This is a genomic window from Acidovorax sp. Leaf191 (assembly GCF_001424425.1).
GTDB lineage: Bacteria > Pseudomonadota > Gammaproteobacteria > Burkholderiales > Burkholderiaceae_C > Acidovorax.
The window spans coordinates 360922-378131 of sequence record NZ_LMPT01000012.1; the positions used below are offsets into that span (position 1 = coordinate 360922).

Annotated in this window: 16 protein-coding genes; 11 read left to right on the top strand and 5 right to left on the bottom strand. The window is 69.5% G+C overall.

Annotated features, from left to right (window positions below; translation table 11 throughout):
• The first annotated feature begins 132 nt into the window (after positions 1 to 132).
• The 3 genes from ASG27_RS10180 to nudB all read left to right on the top strand — a co-directional run bounded on the left by ASG27_RS10180 (position 133) and on the right by nudB (position 4244).
• Complete coding sequence (locus ASG27_RS10180; protein WP_056416328.1) at positions 133 to 942, top strand: curli production assembly/transport component CsgG; 810 nt, start codon at positions 133 to 135, stop codon at positions 940 to 942.
• Positions 943 to 1101: 159 nt separating this feature from the next.
• Positions 1102 to 3765, top strand: coding sequence for a chemotaxis protein CheW (locus ASG27_RS10185; RefSeq protein ID WP_082485903.1), 2664 nt, complete (start codon positions 1102 to 1104; stop codon positions 3763 to 3765).
• On the top strand, positions 3765 to 4244 hold the full coding sequence (gene nudB / locus ASG27_RS10190; RefSeq protein WP_056415576.1) for a dihydroneopterin triphosphate diphosphatase: 480 nt from the start codon (positions 3765 to 3767) through the stop codon (positions 4242 to 4244). Before ASG27_RS10185 ends, nudB begins: the two co-directional genes overlap by 1 nt.
• A gap of 42 nt (positions 4245 to 4286) precedes the next feature.
• Here the strand turns inward: nudB and ASG27_RS10195 are convergent, their stop codons facing one another.
• The gene (locus tag ASG27_RS10195; protein ID WP_056415579.1) at positions 4287 to 6038 is read right to left on the bottom strand and encodes a response regulator; all 1752 of its coding nucleotides are present in this window, start codon (positions 6036 to 6038) and stop codon (positions 4287 to 4289) included.
• 115 nt (positions 6039 to 6153) lie between these two features.
• Here ASG27_RS10195 and ASG27_RS10200 point away from each other — a divergent pair, with 115 nt between their 5' ends.
• The 6 genes from ASG27_RS10200 to ASG27_RS10225 all read left to right on the top strand — a co-directional run bounded on the left by ASG27_RS10200 (position 6154) and on the right by ASG27_RS10225 (position 11720).
• Complete coding sequence (locus ASG27_RS10200; protein WP_056415580.1) at positions 6154 to 6891, top strand: endonuclease/exonuclease/phosphatase family protein; 738 nt, start codon at positions 6154 to 6156, stop codon at positions 6889 to 6891.
• A gap of 145 nt (positions 6892 to 7036) precedes the next feature.
• Positions 7037 to 8278, top strand: coding sequence for a cardiolipin synthase ClsB (gene clsB / locus ASG27_RS10205; protein ID WP_200912415.1), 1242 nt, complete (start codon positions 7037 to 7039; stop codon positions 8276 to 8278).
• Between the two features lie 257 nt (positions 8279 to 8535).
• Positions 8536 to 9261, top strand: coding sequence for a GTP cyclohydrolase I (gene folE, locus ASG27_RS10210; protein WP_056415581.1), 726 nt, complete (start codon positions 8536 to 8538; stop codon positions 9259 to 9261).
• Between the two features lie 3 nt (positions 9262 to 9264).
• Complete coding sequence (locus ASG27_RS10215) at positions 9265 to 9687, top strand: BLUF domain-containing protein (RefSeq protein ID WP_056434606.1); 423 nt, start codon at positions 9265 to 9267, stop codon at positions 9685 to 9687.
• 247 nt (positions 9688 to 9934) lie between these two features.
• On the top strand, positions 9935 to 10816 hold the full coding sequence (locus ASG27_RS10220; RefSeq protein WP_056415583.1) for a DMT family transporter: 882 nt from the start codon (positions 9935 to 9937) through the stop codon (positions 10814 to 10816).
• Between the two features lie 4 nt (positions 10817 to 10820).
• On the top strand, positions 10821 to 11720 hold the full coding sequence (locus ASG27_RS10225; protein WP_235503987.1) for a DUF429 domain-containing protein: 900 nt from the start codon (positions 10821 to 10823) through the stop codon (positions 11718 to 11720).
• 45 nt (positions 11721 to 11765) lie between these two features.
• Here ASG27_RS10225 and ASG27_RS10230 read toward each other — a convergent pair whose 3' ends face one another.
• The 4 genes from ASG27_RS10230 to ASG27_RS10245 are packed head-to-tail and all read right to left on the bottom strand — an operon-like array spanning position 11766 to position 15852.
• On the bottom strand, positions 11766 to 12476 hold the full coding sequence (locus tag ASG27_RS10230; RefSeq protein ID WP_056415590.1) for a hypothetical protein: 711 nt from the start codon (positions 12474 to 12476) through the stop codon (positions 11766 to 11768).
• Between the two features lie 42 nt (positions 12477 to 12518).
• Positions 12519 to 12911, bottom strand: coding sequence for a response regulator (locus ASG27_RS10235; protein WP_056161351.1), 393 nt, complete (start codon positions 12909 to 12911; stop codon positions 12519 to 12521).
• A 23-nt stretch (positions 12912 to 12934) separates the two neighbouring features.
• Positions 12935 to 15184 (bottom strand): ATP-binding protein, encoded by a 2250-nt coding sequence (locus tag ASG27_RS10240; RefSeq protein ID WP_056415593.1) that lies wholly within the window; start codon positions 15182 to 15184, stop codon positions 12935 to 12937.
• A complete protein-coding gene (locus ASG27_RS10245) occupies positions 15181 to 15852 on the bottom strand; it encodes a biliverdin-producing heme oxygenase (protein WP_235503988.1) in 672 nt (223 codons plus the stop codon). Before ASG27_RS10245 ends, ASG27_RS10240 begins: the two co-directional genes overlap by 4 nt.
• Before the next feature lie 330 nt (positions 15853 to 16182).
• Between ASG27_RS10245 and ASG27_RS10250 the strand changes: the two genes are divergently transcribed.
• A complete protein-coding gene (locus ASG27_RS10250) occupies positions 16183 to 16416 on the top strand; it encodes a hypothetical protein (protein ID WP_056416338.1) in 234 nt (77 codons plus the stop codon).
• A 122-nt stretch (positions 16417 to 16538) separates the two neighbouring features.
• Positions 16539 to 17210, top strand: a complete 672-nt coding sequence (locus ASG27_RS10255; protein WP_056415599.1) for a histidine phosphatase family protein — start codon at positions 16539 to 16541, stop codon at positions 17208 to 17210.

Sequence of the window (17210 nt, forward strand, 5' to 3'; positions counted from 1 at the left end):
CACCCCTGTCATTACCATGACCGGGCACGCCTGAGACAAAAAGCGGTAGCGGCCCCAGGGCCGGTACCGCTTTTTTCATGGTGCTGCCCTTGTCGCATCTGCTTTTCTTTTGAACCGAACCGAGGCTTGTTCATGCGTGCTTCCCTGAAAACCCCCCTGGCCCTGGGCATGGTGCTCGTGGCACTGCTGCTGGCAGGCTGCGGCGAAAAGAAGACCGAGCTGGGCGAGGGCGGCTCGGTGGTGTCCGGCTCGGCGGGGCCTGCGGGTGCGCAGGGGGCCGACAAGGCGCTCACCACCTGCCCGGCGCCCGTGGCCACGCTCGCCCTGGCCGAGAACCCGAACGGCTATACCGTGTCCAGCAGCTACAACCTGCCGGCGTCGCCGGTGCCGCTGATCCGGCTCATCGCCCAGCAAAGCGGCTGCTTTAGGGTGGTGGACCGCGCGGCCGGCCTGCGCGGCACCATCAAGGAGCAGGAGCTCAAGGACGCTGGCGTGCTGCGCCAGAACTCCACCGTGGCCAAGGGCAAGGGCTACGAGGCGCAATACACGCTGACCCCCAGCCTCACCTTCAGCGAGCAGGACGCGGGCCGCAGCATTGCCGGCGTCATCGCGATGATCCCGGTGCTGCGCGACATCGCGGGGCTGGCGGGCCTGGCCGAGCAGGTCAAGTTCAAGGAAGCGCAGACAGCCTTGCTGCTGACCGACAACGAAACCACCGAGCAGGTGGCCGCGGCCACCGGCGCGGCACGCACCACCGACCTGGGCGCGGCCGGCCTGCTGTGGGGCCGCATGGGCGGTGCAGGCGGCGCGGGCTGGAGCAACACGAACGAAGGCAAGGTGATTGCCGCCGCCTTCTTCGACTCGCACAACAAGCTCGTCACCCAGGTGCAGCTGCTGCAGGCCAAGGAGCTGCCGCCGCCCGTGGCCACGCGCAAGCCGTAAGCGTCCGGGCCGCTGCATCGATCGCCTTGTGCCGGCGCCCTGTCGTGCGCAGGCCGCAGGTGCCTGCGGCGGTGACACATGTTGGTTGGCGCTTTGGCGGCCAGGCAGCACAATGATTTTCCAGGCACTGCCAGGCCCGTTGTGCAAAGGAATGTCTCCGTGTCCCAATTGCTGAACGCCCCCGAACAATGGCTGCGGTACATGCCCGCAGCGCAGCACCAGCGCCAGGAGCTGCGGCTCGTCGAAAGCGCCTGGGACCAGTTGTCCTTGCTGTCGTCGTTGTCGCTGCTGTCGTCCAGGGCATCGTCCGGGGGCGACCTGGCCCAGGCGCGCCGCGACTTCGCCGCGCTCTCCGCCGACCTGATGCGCGGCCTGGCCAGCGAGGCCTTCAAGAACCGCACCGACGACCTCGTGGCCCGGGCCCAGGTCTGCATCGACGTGCTGGTGCGCAACCTGTTCGAGCGCACGGCGGACATCGGCTTCTTCGCCACCGATGGCGGTGTGGCCGACTACCTGGCCGACCCGGCGCCCGGGTTGCGTGCCGGCATCGAGTCACGGCTGCGCGAGTACGCCAGCAAGTACACGGTCTACGGCAACATCTTCCTGTTCGACACCACCCTGCAGCTGTGCGCCAGCCTGCACGCGGTGCCCGCCGCAGGCGGTGAGCTGCAGCGCGAGGACGACCAGGCCTTCCTGTCGTCCGTGGTGCGCGGCGATGTGCCGTATGTGGAGCACTACGCGGTGCACGGCTTTTGCGGCAGCACCGAGCCCACGCTGATGTACGCGCAGCGCGTGCTGTCGGGCGGACGCCCGGTGGGGGTGATGTGCCTGGCGTTCAAGCTGGCGGACGAAATGCTCGCCATCTTCGGCTCGGTGCAGCCCGGCGGGGCGCAGGGCAGCGACGTGGTGCTGGCGCTGCTGGACGCGCAGGGCCGGGTGCTGGTCTCGGGCGATGCGCTGCAGTTGCCCGTGGGCTGGCCGCTGCCCCAGGCGGCCGGTGCGGGGGTACAGGTGCTGCGCCATGCCAGCCGGCGCTACCTGATGGCGGTGTGCGACACGCAGGGCTTTGAGGGCTACCGCGGCCCGGGCTGGCGCGGTGTGGCGCTCCTGCCGCTGGATGTGGCCTTCGAAGAGTCCACGCAGGACGATCGCAGCGCGCTGGCGGGCTCGTTGGCGGCCGAGCTCTCGGGCCAGGCCGAGCTGCTGTCGCAAGAGCTGCGCGAGATTCCCCGGCGCTCGGCCTCCATCCAGTCGGCGCTGGAGCGCTCGGTCTGGAACGGCCTGCTGGAGCTCAACCAGCTGGGCACCGGCAGTGGCGCGGCCGACGTGGCGCCGCGCGAGCTTGTGTTCGCCAAGACCCTGCTGTCCGAGATCGGCACCACGGCCCGCAAGACGGCCCAGGCCTTCTCCGGCGCGCTGCAGAATTTGTACGGCGTGGTGATGCAGTCGCTGCTGCGCGACGCCCAAAGCCGTGCGTCCCTGGCCATGCAGATCCTGGACCGCAACCTGTACGAGCGTGCCAACGACTGCCGCTGGTGGGCGCTGACGCCGCAGTTCGCGCGCACACTGGAGGCCGGCGCCGTGGGCTGCGACAAGGCCACTGCGGTGCTGGCCGAGATCAACGGCTTGTACACCGTGTATGCGTGCCTGGTGCTGTTCGCAGCCGATGGGCGCGTGATGGCGGTGTCCCAGCCGGGCTTGGCGCACTGGGTGGGTACGGTGCTGGACGAAGACTGGGTGCGCCAGTGCCTGCGGCTGCGCGGCAGCCAGGGCTACACCGTGAGCCGCTACGAAGACAGCCGCTTCTACAGCGAGGGCCCGACATTCGTCTACGCGGCCGCAGTGCGCGCTGGCGCGGCAGGTGGTGCGGATGCCGCCCCCGGCGCCAGCACGCCGGTGCTGGGTGGCATCGCCGTCGTGTGGGACGCTGCCCACCAGCTGCAATCCATCCTGGATGACTGCGGCGTGGGGGCCGGCGAGCGCGATGCGCTGGCTTTTGTCGACGCGGCAGGCCGAGTGCTGCGCACCAGCGGCGATGGGCAGGCCGTCACGGCGCCCGATGCCGTGGCCGCCGGCCGGCAGGGCGGGCGCACCGCGGCGCTGGCGGGCCACCTGTATGGCGTGGGCCTGGCGCGCGGGCAGGGCTACCGGGAGTTTCGTGTCAGCGACGGCTACGACCACGGGCTCAGCTGCCTGGTGCTGCGCCATCTCTGCGAGCGCCGTTCGGGCGCCCCGGCGGCACCGTTGCTCGCCACGCCCGCGGCGGCGGCGCGCATCGGGGCCGAGCACCGCGCGCAGATGGCGACCTTTCTGGTCGGGTCGCACTGGCTGGGCGTGGATGCCGCGCACGTGGTCACTGCGGCGCCCGATGCCACGGTGCTCAATGCAGGCGGTGCGCGTGCGCCGTTTCAGGGCCTGGCGCAGATCGGCGACCGTGTGTACTCTGTGGTGGACCTGCGCAGCGTGGTGGCGGCCGGGCCGCAGGGCGTGGCGGCACCGCGCACCACCGACCCCCACCGCCAGATGGTGCTGGTGCGGGTGCCGCTCGAAGCCGGCGGCGCGCGCGAGTTCATCCTGCGGGTCGATGCCCTGGGCGCCATGCTCGACCTGGACCGCCGCGACATCCGGCCGGTGGGCATGGCGGGGGCGGGCTCCCAGCGCATTTCGCTCATCGATGCGGTGGTGCCGGTGCCCACGGCGGACGGCAGCGCGGGGCAGGGCATGCTGTGCCGCATCTCCGCGCAGTGGCTGGAGCAGTGCGCGCTGGGCGCCCTGGGCGACGAGCCCGCGCAGGACGTGGACGCCCTGCTGGCCGCGGCGTGATGGCTGCAAATGCCGAAGGGGCCGCAGCACAGCGGCCGTTCAAGATCCCCGAATCGGTGCTGGTGGTGATCCACACGCCCGCACTCGACGTGCTGCTCATCGAGCGTGCGGACGGCATGGAGCACTGGCAGTCTGTCACCGGCAGCAAGGACCGCCCGGACGAACCCTGGGCGCTGACCGCGGCGCGCGAGGTGGGCGAGGAAACCGGCATCGACGTGAACGCCCCCGGCTGTGTGCTCACCGACTGGTGTCTGGAGAACGTGTACGAGATCTGGCCGCAGTGGCGCCACCGCTACGCCCCCGGCGTGGTGTTCAACCGCGAGCGCGTCTTCGGGCTGTGCGTGCCCGAGCACACGCCGGTGGTGCTGAGCCCGCGCGAGCATGTGGCCTCTGCATGGCTGCCGTGGCGCGATGCGGCAGACCGCTGCTTTTCAGCCTCCAACGCCGAAGCCTGCCTGCTGCTGCCGCGCTTTGTGTAGCGTGGCTGCCGTACAGGGCGTGCATGCCCTGCACGGGGTGCGTCATGGTGGCCGCAGGCGCAAGGGGTCCGACGGGTCCACCAGGTCTTCAGGTGCCGCGGTCAAGGTCAGGCTGTCGCGGGGCGCCGGGGGGATGCGCGAGGGCTCGTCCGCATTGCTGCGGGTGCGCAGCACCACGCCGCCGGGGCGCCGGTCGTTGTCCTGCCCCAGCGTGGCGCGCGACGGTGCGGTGCCTACCCGCAGCCTTAGTGCGTCGATGGCGTCCTGCAGCGGATCGGGCTCGGCCATGCGGGCGCGGTGGCGCAGCAGCACCTGCTGGGACATGTCCAGCAGCTTGGAGTTCAGGGTCTGCCCCGCGTGCTGCATCAGTTGCGCCACGGCCCCGGCGGGGTCGCCGGCCAGGCTCTGGGCCATGGCGGCCTCGGCGGTCTTGTTCACCTGCTGCAGGCAGTCGCGCACGACCTCGCTGTAGGGAGCGTGCACGTTGCAGGCATTGGCCAGCAGCTCGGTCAGGCCGCGCGTGTTGGCGTAGCGCATGCCCAGCGCCCGCACCCAGCCTTCGCTCTCGGACAGGTCGATGGACGTGACCGCCAGCACGGCCAGCAGGCTACCCAGGTTGCAGGCGGCTTCAAAGTCGAAGGTGCTGGAGGTGATCTCGCTCGCCATGCTGCGCACGGACTCCACCGCTTGCGAGAACTGGCGCTGCTGGATGAGCTGCAGTGCGCGCGCCACGCTGGCAAAGCGCTGGATGCGCGCGCTGGCGGGGTGGCGCTCCAGGATGCGGCCAAAGTCGGCCATGCAGCGCTCGATGCCCTTGCGGTCGTTCTCCGCGAAGTACGCGAACGTGAGCAGCACCAGCGACTGGAAGTCGAACAGCTTGGAGTCGATGCCCAGGATGGCCGCCCGTGCCAGCACCTTGGTCGCGGTCTCGCGGTCGCCCATGTAGTACGACATCATCCCCAGCTTCTGCAGCCGCACCACCGAGTCGGGCGTGAGGCCGCTGGCCGTGCGGTAGGTCTCGATGGCCTGCGAGAAGTTGCCCAGCTCCACCTGCGCACGCCCCAGCACGTCGTAGGCGTCGGCGAAGGACGCATCCTCGCCGATCAGCTCCTGCAGGGTGGTCACGGCCCGGGCCGCCTGGCCGGACTCGATCTGCGCCCGTGCCACGCCAAGCTTGGCCCAGGGCAGGGCGCGGGCGGCGATCACGGCCTCGAACAGCGTGCGCGCCTCGTCGTGGCGGGACAGCCGCAGCAGCAGCTCGGAGCCGATGCGCGCCGCGTACAGCCAGTAGGGCTTGCGCGCCTCGAAGCGCTCCACGCACAGGCGCGCGGCGCTTTCGAAATCCTCGGCCTCGATGGCGTCGAAGATGGGTTTGAGGTGCACCTTGCGCAGGCGCGCCAGGCTCAGGCGCTCGAAGAGGGCGCTCGGGGTGAAGGGCTTGAGCAAATAGCCGTCGAGCGCCGACTCCGCAGCCTCTGCCACGGCGGCGTAGGATGCCTCGGCCGTGACCATGAAGAACACCGTGGAAAAGGGCAGCAGCTGGGCGCGCCGCAGGTCGTCCAGCAGGGTCTGGCCGGAGTAGCCGGCCTCGCCGAAGTACTGGTCGCACAGCACGTAGTCGAACACCGTGTGCTCCAGCCGGCTGCGCGCGTCCTGCACGCGGCTGCACTGCACGATGCGGCTGACACCGTACTCGCGCAGTTGTCCCACCAGGATGCTGCGCGATGTGGCATTGCTGTCGACAATCAGCGCCAGGACCGGTGTGGTGGCGGAGGGGTCGTTGTCGGTCGCCAAGGTATGTACCGGGCCGCCGTGGCGGGAAGTTGTATGCAACGAAGTGTAAGGCGTGGCGGCGCCGCGCAGTGTCGGACAAACCCGCGGCGTGGGCGGCATGCGACACAATCGGGCCATGGAACACGACGACATTCTGCGGGTGGCCACCTACAACATCCACAAGGGCGTGCAGGGCCTGGGGCCGGCGCGCCGGCTGGAGATCCACAACCTGGGCCTGGCGGTGGAGCAGCTCGATGCCGACATCGTGTGCCTGCAGGAGGTGCGCAAGCTCCACCGGCGCGAGTCGACGTACTTCCAGCGCTGGCCCGATCTGCCCCAGGCCGAGTACCTGGCGCCCGAAGGTTATGAGGCGGTGTACCGCACCAACGCCATCACCAAGCACGGCGAACACGGCAATGCGCTGCTGTCGCGCTGGCCGGTGATCGGGCACCAGCACGAGGACATCTCCGACCACCGCTTCGAGCAGCGCGGCCTGCTGCATGTGGAGGTGGACGCGCACGGGCGCCGCATCCATGTGATCGTCGTGCACCTGGGGCTCATTCCCGGCAGCCGCGTCCGCCAGATCGAGCGGCTGCAGCGCTTCATCGAGCGCGAGGTGCCCTCCGGTGCGCCGGTGGTCGTGGCCGGGGATTTCAACGACTGGGGCCTGCAGATCAAGCGCATGCTGGCGGGGTTTTCGCTGTACGAGTTCGACGCGCCGCGCGCCTTCACCTACCCCGCGCGGCTGCCGCTGGCCCAGCTGGACCATGTGTACGTGCGCGGGCTCACCCCGCTGTCGCTGCACGTGCCGCGCGGCCGCATCTGGTGGCGCATGTCCGACCACCTTCCGCTCATCGCTGAATTCAGGCTGTGAAAGCCGCCCCCCTGAGTCGCTTCGCGCCTTCCCCCGCAGGGGGGCGCCACCCGTGGCCTGGCGAAGCCAGCTCCACGGTGGCACTGGCGTGGGTCGCGCCACGTTCCACGATGGCTGGCGATCCGTTGCACGGTAGAGGGGTGCGATGAGCAAGAAGCTGATGTTTCGGGCCAGAAGAACGGAGTTTTCTGACGACCACCGGGTGCGCCTGCTGCAGGGGGCCGAGGAGCTGTTCCCCGCGCTGGTCCAGGCCATGGATGCCGCGCTGTCGGACATCCAGTTCGAGACCTACATCTTCGACTTCACCGGCGCGGGCGCCGATGTGGCCCAGGCGCTGATGCGGGCTGCAGCACGCGGCGTGCGCACCCAGCTGGTGGTGGACGGCGTGGGCACCGGCGCCCTGCCGCCCGAGTGGGCCGAGCGCCTGGCGAACGCTGGCGTGCAGTACCGCGTGTACTCGCCGCTCGGGCCCCTGGGCCTGCTGCTGCCGCACCGCTGGCGCCGGCTGCACCGAAAGCTGTGCGTGGTGGACGGCTGCACGCTGTTTTGCGGCGGCATCAACGTGCTGGATGATTTTCACGACCCGAACTACGGCCGCCTGGACGCGCCGCGCTTCGACTTTGCGGTGCAGGCCACCGGCAGCCTGGTGACCAGCGCCAGCGAGACCATGGACCAGCTGTGGTGGCGCATGCAGGCTGTGCGCGACGCGCGCGAGCGCCGCCTGCCCGAGGCGCTGCAGGCCCTGCGCGCCGCCAGTGCCGCCCGGCACGCGGCCGAGGCGGCGGACGACGCCACGCCCCCCATGCGCGCCGCGCTGGTGCTGCGCGACAACGTGCGCAACCGCAGCCGCATCGAAAAAGCCTACCGCCGCGCCATCGGGTCGGCGCGGCACGAGGTCATCATCGCCAACGCCTACTTCATGCCCGGCGGCAAGCTGCGCCGCGCGCTGGTGATGGCGGCGCGCCGCGGCGTGCGTGTGCGGCTGCTGCTGCAGGGGCGCTATGAGTACTTCATGCAGTACCACGCGGCGCGGCCGGTGTACGGCGCGCTGCTGGATGCGGGCGTGGAGATCCATGAATACGCGCCGAGCTTTCTGCACGCCAAGGTGGCGGTGGTCGATGCCATGGGCGAGCGGCCCTGGGCCACGGTGGGCTCGTCCAACCTCGACCCTTTGAGCCTGCTGCTGGCGCGCGAGGCCAACGTGGTGGTGGAAGACGCCGCCTTTGCCGCCGACCTGCGCCAGCGCCTGGTGGACGCCATGCAGCACGCCGGCCGCCGCATGGACCCCGCGCGCTACGCGGGCCGCCCGCTGCGCCAGCGGGTGCTCGACCGCATCGCGTTCGGCCTGATGCGCCTGGCGCTGTGGATCACCGGAAAAAGTTACTAGCAAGCCCCCTGAGCGGCTGCGCCGCTTCCCCCCAGGGGGATGCCACCGGTGGCCCGGCGAAGCCGGTTCCACGGTGGCACTGGTGTGGGGGCGCGCCGGTTGCAGAGCGTGCGGGGAAGGCGACGCGCAGTAGGCGGTCAGGACCTGTTCATTTGGATTGCTATAAAATTAATAGCTGCTAGCGCTTGCCTATCAAGCGGTAGAGGCCAAAAACCCTTGAAATGAGCGGCGTGTCATTCGCTGTTACGATTCTGGCCATGTCCAGCCCCACTGCCGCCGATATGACGCCCACCCCGCCGGATGAAGGCACGCCTGTTTCCGTCAAGATCCGGGAGCGCCTCGCGGCGGCCCGCAAGCGCTTTCATGCCAACGACAACATCTCCGAGTTCATCGAGCCCGGTGAGCTGGAGAAGCTGCTCGACGAGGTCGAGACCAAGATGCAGGGCGTGCTCGACAGCCTGGTGATCAACACCGACGGCGACCACAACACCAACAACACCGCGCGGCGCGTGGCCAAGATGTACCTGAACGAGGTGTTCAAGGGCCGCTACGTGGCGCAGCCGCCCATCACCGAGTTTCCCAACGCCGAGCACCTGAACGAGCTGATGATCGTCGGCCCCATCACCGTGCGCAGCGCGTGCAGCCACCACTTCTGCCCGGTCATCGGCAAGATCTGGATCGGCGTGATGCCCAACGAGCACACCAACGTGATCGGCCTGTCCAAATACGCGCGCCTGGTCGACTGGGTCATGGGCCGCCCCCAGATCCAGGAAGAAGCCGTGGTGCAGCTGGCCGACCTGATCATGGAAAAGACCCAGCCCGACGGCCTGGCCATCGTGATGGAGGCCAGCCACTTCTGCATGTCCTGGCGCGGTGTGCGCGAGATGGACAGCAAGATGATCAACTCGGTGATGCGTGGCGTGTTCCTCAAGGACCCGGCGCTGCGCCGCGAATTCCTCTCCCTCATCCCCGGAAAGAACTGACCCATGCTCGTACGCCTGCTCTACGCCAGCCGCGCTGTGGACACCTCTCACGCAGCCATTGAAGCCATCCTCACGCAATCGCGCCAGCACAACCCGGGCTGCGGCATCACCGGCGTGCTGTGCTACGGCGGCGGTGTGTTCCTGCAGGCCATCGAAGGCGGGCGCTCCGCGGTGAGCGACCTGTACGGCCACATCCAGAAGGACGCGCGCCACAAGAACGTGGAGCTGCTGCACTACGAAGAGATCGCCGAGCGCCGCTTCGGCGGCTGGACCATGGGGCAGGTGAACCTGTCCAAGATCAACCATTCGATCCTGCTCAAGTACTCCGAAAAGCCCGAGCTCGACCCGTATGCGGTGTCGGGCAAGGTGTCGTTCGCGCTGCTCGAGGAGCTGATGGCGACCGCTTCGATCATCGGCAGAGCTTAGGAACACCCCCCTGAGTCGCTGCGCGCCTTCCTCCCGCTCTCGCATTGCTGCGCAATGCGGGCAGGGGGACGCCACCAGTGCGGCGGGGCGGCCCTTGCGCGGTGGCTGCTGGCTGGGACCGCGCCAGTTGCATGCGCTGTGCGGGTGGCATGGCACTTCTCCTGACTGACTGTTCGCGCGCCACACGGCCGCAGTTCCAGACGGCGCTGCGGCTTTTTGCATTCATGTCCCTCGCTCCCTCTGACCCGTGACCCTCACCGCCTTCGCCCTCATCATCCTCGCCGGCCTCATCCATGCGTGCTGGAACATCGCCGCCAAGAAGGCGGGGGGCGATGCGCGGTTTGCGTTCTTCACCTCGGCGATCATGATGGTCTTCTGGGCGCCGCTGGGCTGGTGGCTGGGGCGCGATGTGGTGCCGCTGTGGGGCGTGGTGGAGTGGGGCTTCGTGGTGGCCAGCGGGCTGCTGCACGTGGCGTACTACGTGATCCTGCTGCGGGGCTACCGCGTGGCCGACCTCACGGTGGTCTACCCGCTCGCGCGGGGCTCGGGGCCGCTGCTGTCGTCGCTGGTGGCCATCACGGTGCTGGGCGAGCGCATCTCCGCGCTGGGTGCCGTGGGCATCCTGGGCGTGGTGGGGGGCGTGTTCCTCATCGCGGGCGGCCCGGGCCTGCTGCGCGCGGCGCACGACCCCGCGGCGCGCGAACGCGTGCACAAGGGCATTGCCTACGGGCTGCTCACCGGGGCCTTCATCGCCAGCTACACGGTGGTGGACGGCTATGCGGTCAAGATACTGCTGATGTCCCCCATCCTCGTCGACTACATGGGCAACTTCGTGCGCGTGGGCTTGCTCGCGCCGGTGGTGCTGCGCGATGTGCGCACCGCCCGCACGCTGTGGCTTGCGCAGTGGCGCTTTGCGCTGCTGGTGGCGGTGGTGAGCCCCGTGGCCTATGTGCTGGTGCTGTACGCCATGCGCGAGGCGCCCATGTCCCACGTGGCGCCGGCGCGCGAAGTGTCCATGCTGTTCGCCGCCCTCATCGGCGGGCATCTGCTGGGTGAGGGCGACCGGGCGGCGCGCATTTGCGGCGCGCTGTGCATTGCAGCCGGGGTGACGGCCCTGGCGCTGGGGTAGGCCCATGGCGCCAGACGTCACCGCTCCGATGCTGCTGGGCTGCGATTTTTCCAGCAGCCCCAGCCGCCGCAAGCCCATCGTGCTGGCCCTCGGGCAGCGCCAGGGAGCGCGGGTGCAGCTGCAAGCGCTGGAGCGCTTCGACACACTGTCGGCGTTCGGCCAATGGCTTGCGCAGCCGGGCACCGGGTCTCAGAACGGCTCTCAGGACGCATCGCCGGGCGGCTGGGTCGGCGGCTTCGACCTGCCTTTCGGCCTGCCGCGCGAGCTGGTGGAGACCTTGGGCTGGCCCACCGACTGGCTCGCCTGCATGCAGCACTACCGCAGCCTGGACCGCGAGCAGATCCGCACGCAGTTCGCGGCGTTCTGCGATGCGCGCCCCGTGGGCGGCAAGTTTGCGCACCGCGCCGCCGATGGGCCTGCAGGCTCCAGCCCGTCGATGAAATGGGTGAACCCGCCCGTGGCCTACATGCTGCACGCGGGCGTGCCGCTGCTGATCGATGCCGGTGTGCACCTGCCCGGCCTGCACGCGGGCGACCCGTCGCGCGTGGCGCTGGAGGCCTACCCCGGCCTGCTCGCGCGCGAGGTGCTGCAGCGGCGCAGCTACAAAAGCGACGACCGCGCCAAGCAAACGCCCGACCGGCTCATCGCCCGCAAGGACCTGGTGAACGCGCTGGAGATCGGCCAGACCCGGCTGGGCCTGCGCCTGAAGCTCAGCCACGCGCAGCGCGATGCCCTGGTGGATGATGCCAGCGGCGACAGCCTGGACGCCGTGCTGTGCCTGGTGCAGGCCGCGTGGGCCCAGCAGCGCCATGCCGAGGGCGATGCGCTCTACGGCCTGCCTGCGGGGCTGGATGCGCTGGAGGGTTGGATCGTGACGGCGCCTGCCGTGCCCGCGGCAGGCTGAGTCGCGGCGCCACATCGGCAGGGCCGAGGGGCGGGGCCGTGTGCCTCAGCCGCCCGGCAGCGTGACGGTCACTTCAGACCCGCTGGCCTGCACCTGCACGCCCAGGGGTTGCGCCAGTTGCAGCAGCGCGGCCAGGTCCAGGGCCGGGGGCTGTGCCAGGCCGGCCGAACGCGCCGCGGTATCCGCGTCCATCAGCCGCGTGGCGGTGGATGCGCCCCGGGCCTGCACACGCACGCTGAAGGGGCCGGCAGGCGCCACGGTGATCTGGGCGGGCACCGGGCTCGATTGTTCCGCCAGGTGGTAGATGGCGCCCAGCACCACGTACAGCAGGGTGTGGGGCACCTGGGTGACGTCGTCCCAGCCCGGCAGGTCCGCAGGCAGCGGCTCCATCTCGGTACCGCTGACCATCAGCGCGGGGCGGGCCAGCTCGATGGCTTCGTCCACCAGGGCGCGCACCGTGTGGCGGTCGTTGATCTGCAGGTCCCACAGCCGCAGGCGGCGGATGTGGTGGGCGATCTCGCCCAGTTGTTCCTCGATCTGCTCCACGCGCTCCACCGCCTGCTCGGGCGTCATGTCGCCTTTGGCCAGGCGGCGCTTGAGCAGCATGGTGCCCATGCGCATCACCGACAGCGGGCCGGCCACGTCGTGGCGCAGCACCGGGATGGCGCGCATCAGGATGGCGTGCTGCAGGCCGGCATCGGTCAGCGCGTCGGAAGATGGGCCCGGTGCGGAAGGGGGGCGTTTTTTGGTGGCCAAAGCGGGTGGGGGTATGGGGTGTGTCGGAACTGTCAGTGAGGATCAGGCGGCGGGCGGCTGCAGCGCTGCGGCGCACTGGGCGAGCACGTTGTCGAAGGCGTCGAAATCGAGCGGCTTGCCCAGGATGAAGTCGAACTGCCCTGTCTCCGTACCCACGCTGACGCCCGATGCCATGCCGGTGATGGCGATCGCAAAACACCGGCCTGCACCGTGGTCAGCCACCGTGGCCCGCAGCAACGGGAGCAGTTCGGAGCCCTGCATGTCCGGGAGGTTCTGGTCCACCAGGAAAATCTGCGCCGGCTTCTCGCGCGCCAGGGCCAGTGCCTGTGCGGCCGTGGCTGCAGTGCGGATCGCATGGCCTTCCATCGTGAGCAGCTCTTGCAGCAGCTCCGTGGCATCGAGGTTGTCGTCAACGAGGAGGATATCGAGCGGCATGGCTGTCTGGAGCGGGTGGAATATCAGGAGGTGGCGCTGAACGGGGCTGCGCCGCCAGCGTCCGTCTGCGGCAGGTGCACCGTGAACACCACGTGCGGCGGCTGGTGCGTATACACAATGGTACCCCCATGGCCTTGCGCGATCTGGTGGGCGATGTACAGGCCCAGGCCCAGGCCGGAGCGGTTGCGCTCGTTGCCCACGGACGAGGACTTGAAGGGAGTGAACAGGTTGGCGGCCACCGCCGGGTCGATGGGCGGCGCCACATTGCGCACCTCGATGAGCACGCCGTTTTGCGCGCCCCGTGCGTGCACATGGATGGGCTGGCCCGCATCCCCGTGGTGGCGGGCGTTGCTGATGAGGTTGGAGACCACCTGCGCAATGCGGTCGGGGTCGGCCTGTGCGTCCAGGCGCTCGGGCAGGTGGATCTCGATCTGCGTGCCGGGGTGGGCGGTGCGCGCCTCGTCCACCAGATCGGCGAGCAGTTGCACCACGTCGACGGTCTTGAGCTGCAGGTTCAGTCCCAGCCGGCTTTGCAGGCGGGACATGTCCATCACCTGGCTCACCAGGCGCTGCATGCGGTTGCTGGACGACTGGATGCGCTGGCCGATCCGGCCGGTGTTGCCGTCCGCGGCGTTGTTCTTCTCCAGCACCCGCGCGGCCATGCTGATGGAGTGCAGCGGGTCGCGCAGGTCGTGGCCCAGCACCGCCATCAGGTGCGCGCGCGCGTCGTTCAGCTCGGCATGGCGGGTGGTCTGGGCGCGCACCAGCTCGGCCAGCAGCTGGCGGGCGGTGTCGAGCTCGTCCGCCGTCCAGGGCTCGGACTTGGAGCGCACGATTTCCTTCCACAGGTCGAACGAGCCGCGGGGCGTGAGGCGCGGGCCCAGCGGGCCGGCACGCACTTCCTTTTCAGGCTTGCCGCCCCAGTTGATGGTCTCGATCTGCTCCTTGCGCAGAAACACCAGCCAGCTGCCCCGGGTACGGTCCAGCGGCAGGGCCAGGGCGCCGCACCACGGGGCCAGCTGCAGCCCGATCTCGGGTGCGTCCAGGGGCAGTGCATGCGTGTTGTAGATGCCGCTGCCGCCTTGCGTGGCATCGAGCCACTGCAGAAGGACCTTGGCAGCGGCGTCGGTCACACCGCCTTCGGTGCACAGCTTGCTGTGTTCCGACACGATGATGGCGTCGGCGCTCATCGAGCAGGCCAGCGCGCCGGCGTGCGAGCACAGGGCTGTGAACTCGTCATCGGAGTGCAGCACCTGCTCCATCACCCGCATGCGCAGCTCGGTCACCTTCTGCTGGCGCGCGGCCTCCTTGCGCGCCAGGGCGGCCTGGATATTGGCGCCCAGCACCTGTGCCATCACGTCGCAGGCCATGCGCACGCTGTAGGGCACCTGGCGCGGGCCCATGTGGTGGCAGGCCAGCAGCCCCCACAGCCGGTTGTTGATGACGATGGAGATGCTCATCGACGCACCCACGCCCATGTTGGTCAGGTACTCGATGTGGATGGGCGACACGCTGCGCAGGATGCTGGCGCTCAGGTCCAGCGGCGCGCCGCCGACCGGCACCAGCGGCACCGGCGTGGCCCGCACATCGGCAATGAGGCGCAAGGTGTTGGCCACGTACAGCGCCCGGGCCTGCGCCGGGATGTCGCTGGCCGGGTAGCGCCGGCCCAGGTAGGCATCCAGAAAATCCGCACGCGACTCGGCCACCACATCGCCGCTGCTGTCCGGGCGAAAGCGGTAGGCCATGACGCGGTCGAACCCTGTCAGGGTCTTGATCTCCTGCGTTGCCAGCTGCAGCAGGTCGTTGATGGCAGGGCGCGGGCGGCGCAGCTTCTCCATGGCGCGGTGGGCCTGCATCGCAAAGCCAGCCAGTGCATCGGCGGACTCCTGGCGTGCCTCGAACTCCAGCACCAGCAGCTCCTGCGACTGGTGCAGCACCACGTCGAAGCTGCGGCCTTCGGCCTCCAGCTCGGAAGGCATCGGCAGCTCGCCCGTGCCAGCCAGCGTGGCCAGGCCCTCGTCGAGCAGGTCGCGCAACAGCGCGTGGCGGGCGATCAGCGGCGTGTCGCGCAGTGCCTGTCCCGGGGCTACGGCGCAGCCCAGCATGGCTGCCACGTTGGTGCTGGCATGGCGCACCGTGCCCGCCTTGTCGACGGCGATCAGGGCGCCATGGGACTGGATCGAGCCCGGGATGTGGATGGGCTCGCGGTCGCAGTTTTCCAGCGTCGGGCGTGCCGCGTCGGCGCCGCCGCCGGCGGATGCTTCTGGATTCATTGCGGCAGTCCTTCAGGGGCCGGAAAATGGCTTTGCAGCCCGGCAAAGGCTGCGGTGGCCCCAAGGCACGCAGCCTCCAGGGCGGCGGGTGATGGTGTCACGTGCTGGCGCAGCAGCGAGATGAACAGCTTCCAGCGCGCCCCGGTGGCGGCACCGTCGCCATGCAGATAACGCAGGGGGTGGGGCGCGAACCGTGACGACAGCTGCCGGTACAGCACCTGTCCACCCAGCTGGGAGCCCTCCACCACATAGGCGAACCCCCACCGCACCGCGTGCGGCTGTGCCGGGTGGCGGGCCAGGGCCTGCGCCGCAAGCTGCCCAGCGGCAGCGCTGGGCAGCGGCCAGCTTCCGGGCGTGCCGGTGGCAGTGGTGGTCAGTGGCGGAATGTCTTGCAGATCGGATTCCAGGGCAGCCAATCGGGGGGCTGGCATGAAAACAAAGCCCGGTATCGTCGCTTGAAGCATCTGCAGATGAGGCCACAGCGCCTGTAGCCACGCGGCCAGTGCACGGGCATGCGCCTTGTAGTCTTCCAGCGATGCATCGGGTCGGCCAATGGCGAGGTGGGCATCGAGCCGGGCGTGCTGTGCGGCAGTGGCACTGCGCAGTGCCTGCAAGGGGTCCGCGCACGCAGTGGGCGGCAGTTCGGAGACTGGGTGGCTGGAGGGCACGAACGGGGGACCAGTTAGGAAGCGGATTGCATAAGCTCGGGGCACTGCGCTGGCCGTGATTCTAATGATTCGCCCGGTCCGGCCCTTGGCACTTTGGCCCGTAGGTGTGTCGCGGGCGCAACCATGGTGCTGATTCGGCGCACCCGCGGCGCAGCGCCTTCTGCCTGGGAGGCCGGCCCCGGCAGTCACGGCGTGGCTGCGGGGGCGGCCGGGTGGCGATGTGAAGTGCCGGTCACGCGTGGCGATGCGGCATTCGCGCCGCTTTTCGGGCGATCGCGCCGCGCCGCGGGGCATACCATGCTGGCCATACCACCGGGCCCCGCTTTCACCATGCCCGCTCTCCGCCATTGGCCCGCACTGGCCATCGCCACCGCCCTCGGCGGCCTGCTCGCCGCGCCAGGGCATGCCGCGCCGGCGCCCTGGTACTACTGGCGCAGCCTGGTCGATGGCGCGCGGGTGTGCGCGCAGACGTCCCCCGGGCAGGGCTGGGAGCGTGACAGCGCCGCCCATGAAGGCCCCGGCTGCCAGCCCCGGCGCAAGGTGCTGGTCATTCCCATGCGCTGAGACCGAGGGCGTGGCCGCACCCGCCGTGCTTTGTTATAAAAAGTATAGCTAACAACGCACGCCGCATAAGCGGTAGGCTGCAACTTATTGGCATTGCTGTGCATGCATTCGATAATGCAGCCATGACCGAACTGATCCTGATCCGCCACGGCGAAACCGACTGGAACCGCGAGCTGCGCTTTCAGGGCCACGTGGACATCCCCCTGAACGCCACCGGCCACGAACAGGCCCGCCGCCTGGCGGACCGCCTGGCCGCCGAGAAGCTGGCGGTGGACCACCTGGTCTGCAGCGACCTCATCCGCACGCAGGAGACCGCCTCTCCGGCCCTGCAGGTGCTGTTTCCGCAACTGCGCATCGACACCCTCACCGACAGCAGCCTGCGCGAGCAGAACTTCGGCATCGTGGACGGCAAGCGGGTGGACGACGTCAAGCTCGACCATGCCGATGCGTGGAACCAGTGGCTGCGCTTCGAGGCCGACTACGGCATGCCCGGCGGCGAGACCACCCGCCAGTTCCACACCCGCGTGATGGACGCCGTGCGCCGCATCGCTCAGCAGTACCAGGGCCGCAAAGTCATGGTCGTGACCCATGGCGGCGTGCTCGACATGATCTGGCGCACCGCCCGCGGCACGGGCCTTGACGGCCCCCGCCAGAGCGACATCCCCAACGCGGGCCTCAACCGCGTGCGGGTGGACGGCGATGTGGTGGAGGTGCTGGACTGGGCGGACGTGCGGCACTTGGCGGACTTGCCGGCGCAGCCGGTGTATGACCAGAAGAAGCTGGTGGTGCGGTAG

What these genes read in the sequence shown, in the direction of transcription:
- ASG27_RS10180 (WP_056416328.1), top strand. Translation starts at nt 133, where the DNA reads ATGCGTGCTTCCCTGAAAACCCCCCTGGCCCTGGGCATGGTGCTCGTG.
- nudB (WP_056415576.1), top strand. Translation starts at nt 3,765, where the DNA reads ATGGCTGCAAATGCCGAAGGGGCCGCAGCACAGCGGCCGTTCAAGATC.
- ASG27_RS10200 (WP_056415580.1), top strand. Translation starts at nt 6,154, where the DNA reads ATGGAACACGACGACATTCTGCGGGTGGCCACCTACAACATCCACAAG.
- clsB (WP_200912415.1), top strand. Translation starts at nt 7,037, where the DNA reads ATGAGCAAGAAGCTGATGTTTCGGGCCAGAAGAACGGAGTTTTCTGAC.
- folE (WP_056415581.1), top strand. Translation starts at nt 8,536, where the DNA reads ATGTCCAGCCCCACTGCCGCCGATATGACGCCCACCCCGCCGGATGAA.
- ASG27_RS10215 (WP_056434606.1), top strand. Translation starts at nt 9,265, where the DNA reads ATGCTCGTACGCCTGCTCTACGCCAGCCGCGCTGTGGACACCTCTCAC.
- ASG27_RS10225 (WP_235503987.1), top strand. Translation starts at nt 10,821, where the DNA reads ATGGCGCCAGACGTCACCGCTCCGATGCTGCTGGGCTGCGATTTTTCC.
- ASG27_RS10235 (WP_056161351.1), bottom strand. Translation starts at nt 12,911, where the DNA reads ATGCCGCTCGATATCCTCCTCGTTGACGACAACCTCGATGCCACGGAG.
- ASG27_RS10240 (WP_056415593.1), bottom strand. Translation starts at nt 15,184, where the DNA reads ATGAATCCAGAAGCATCCGCCGGCGGCGGCGCCGACGCGGCACGCCCG.
- ASG27_RS10250 (WP_056416338.1), top strand. Translation starts at nt 16,183, where the DNA reads ATGCCCGCTCTCCGCCATTGGCCCGCACTGGCCATCGCCACCGCCCTC.
- ASG27_RS10255 (WP_056415599.1), top strand. Translation starts at nt 16,539, where the DNA reads ATGACCGAACTGATCCTGATCCGCCACGGCGAAACCGACTGGAACCGC.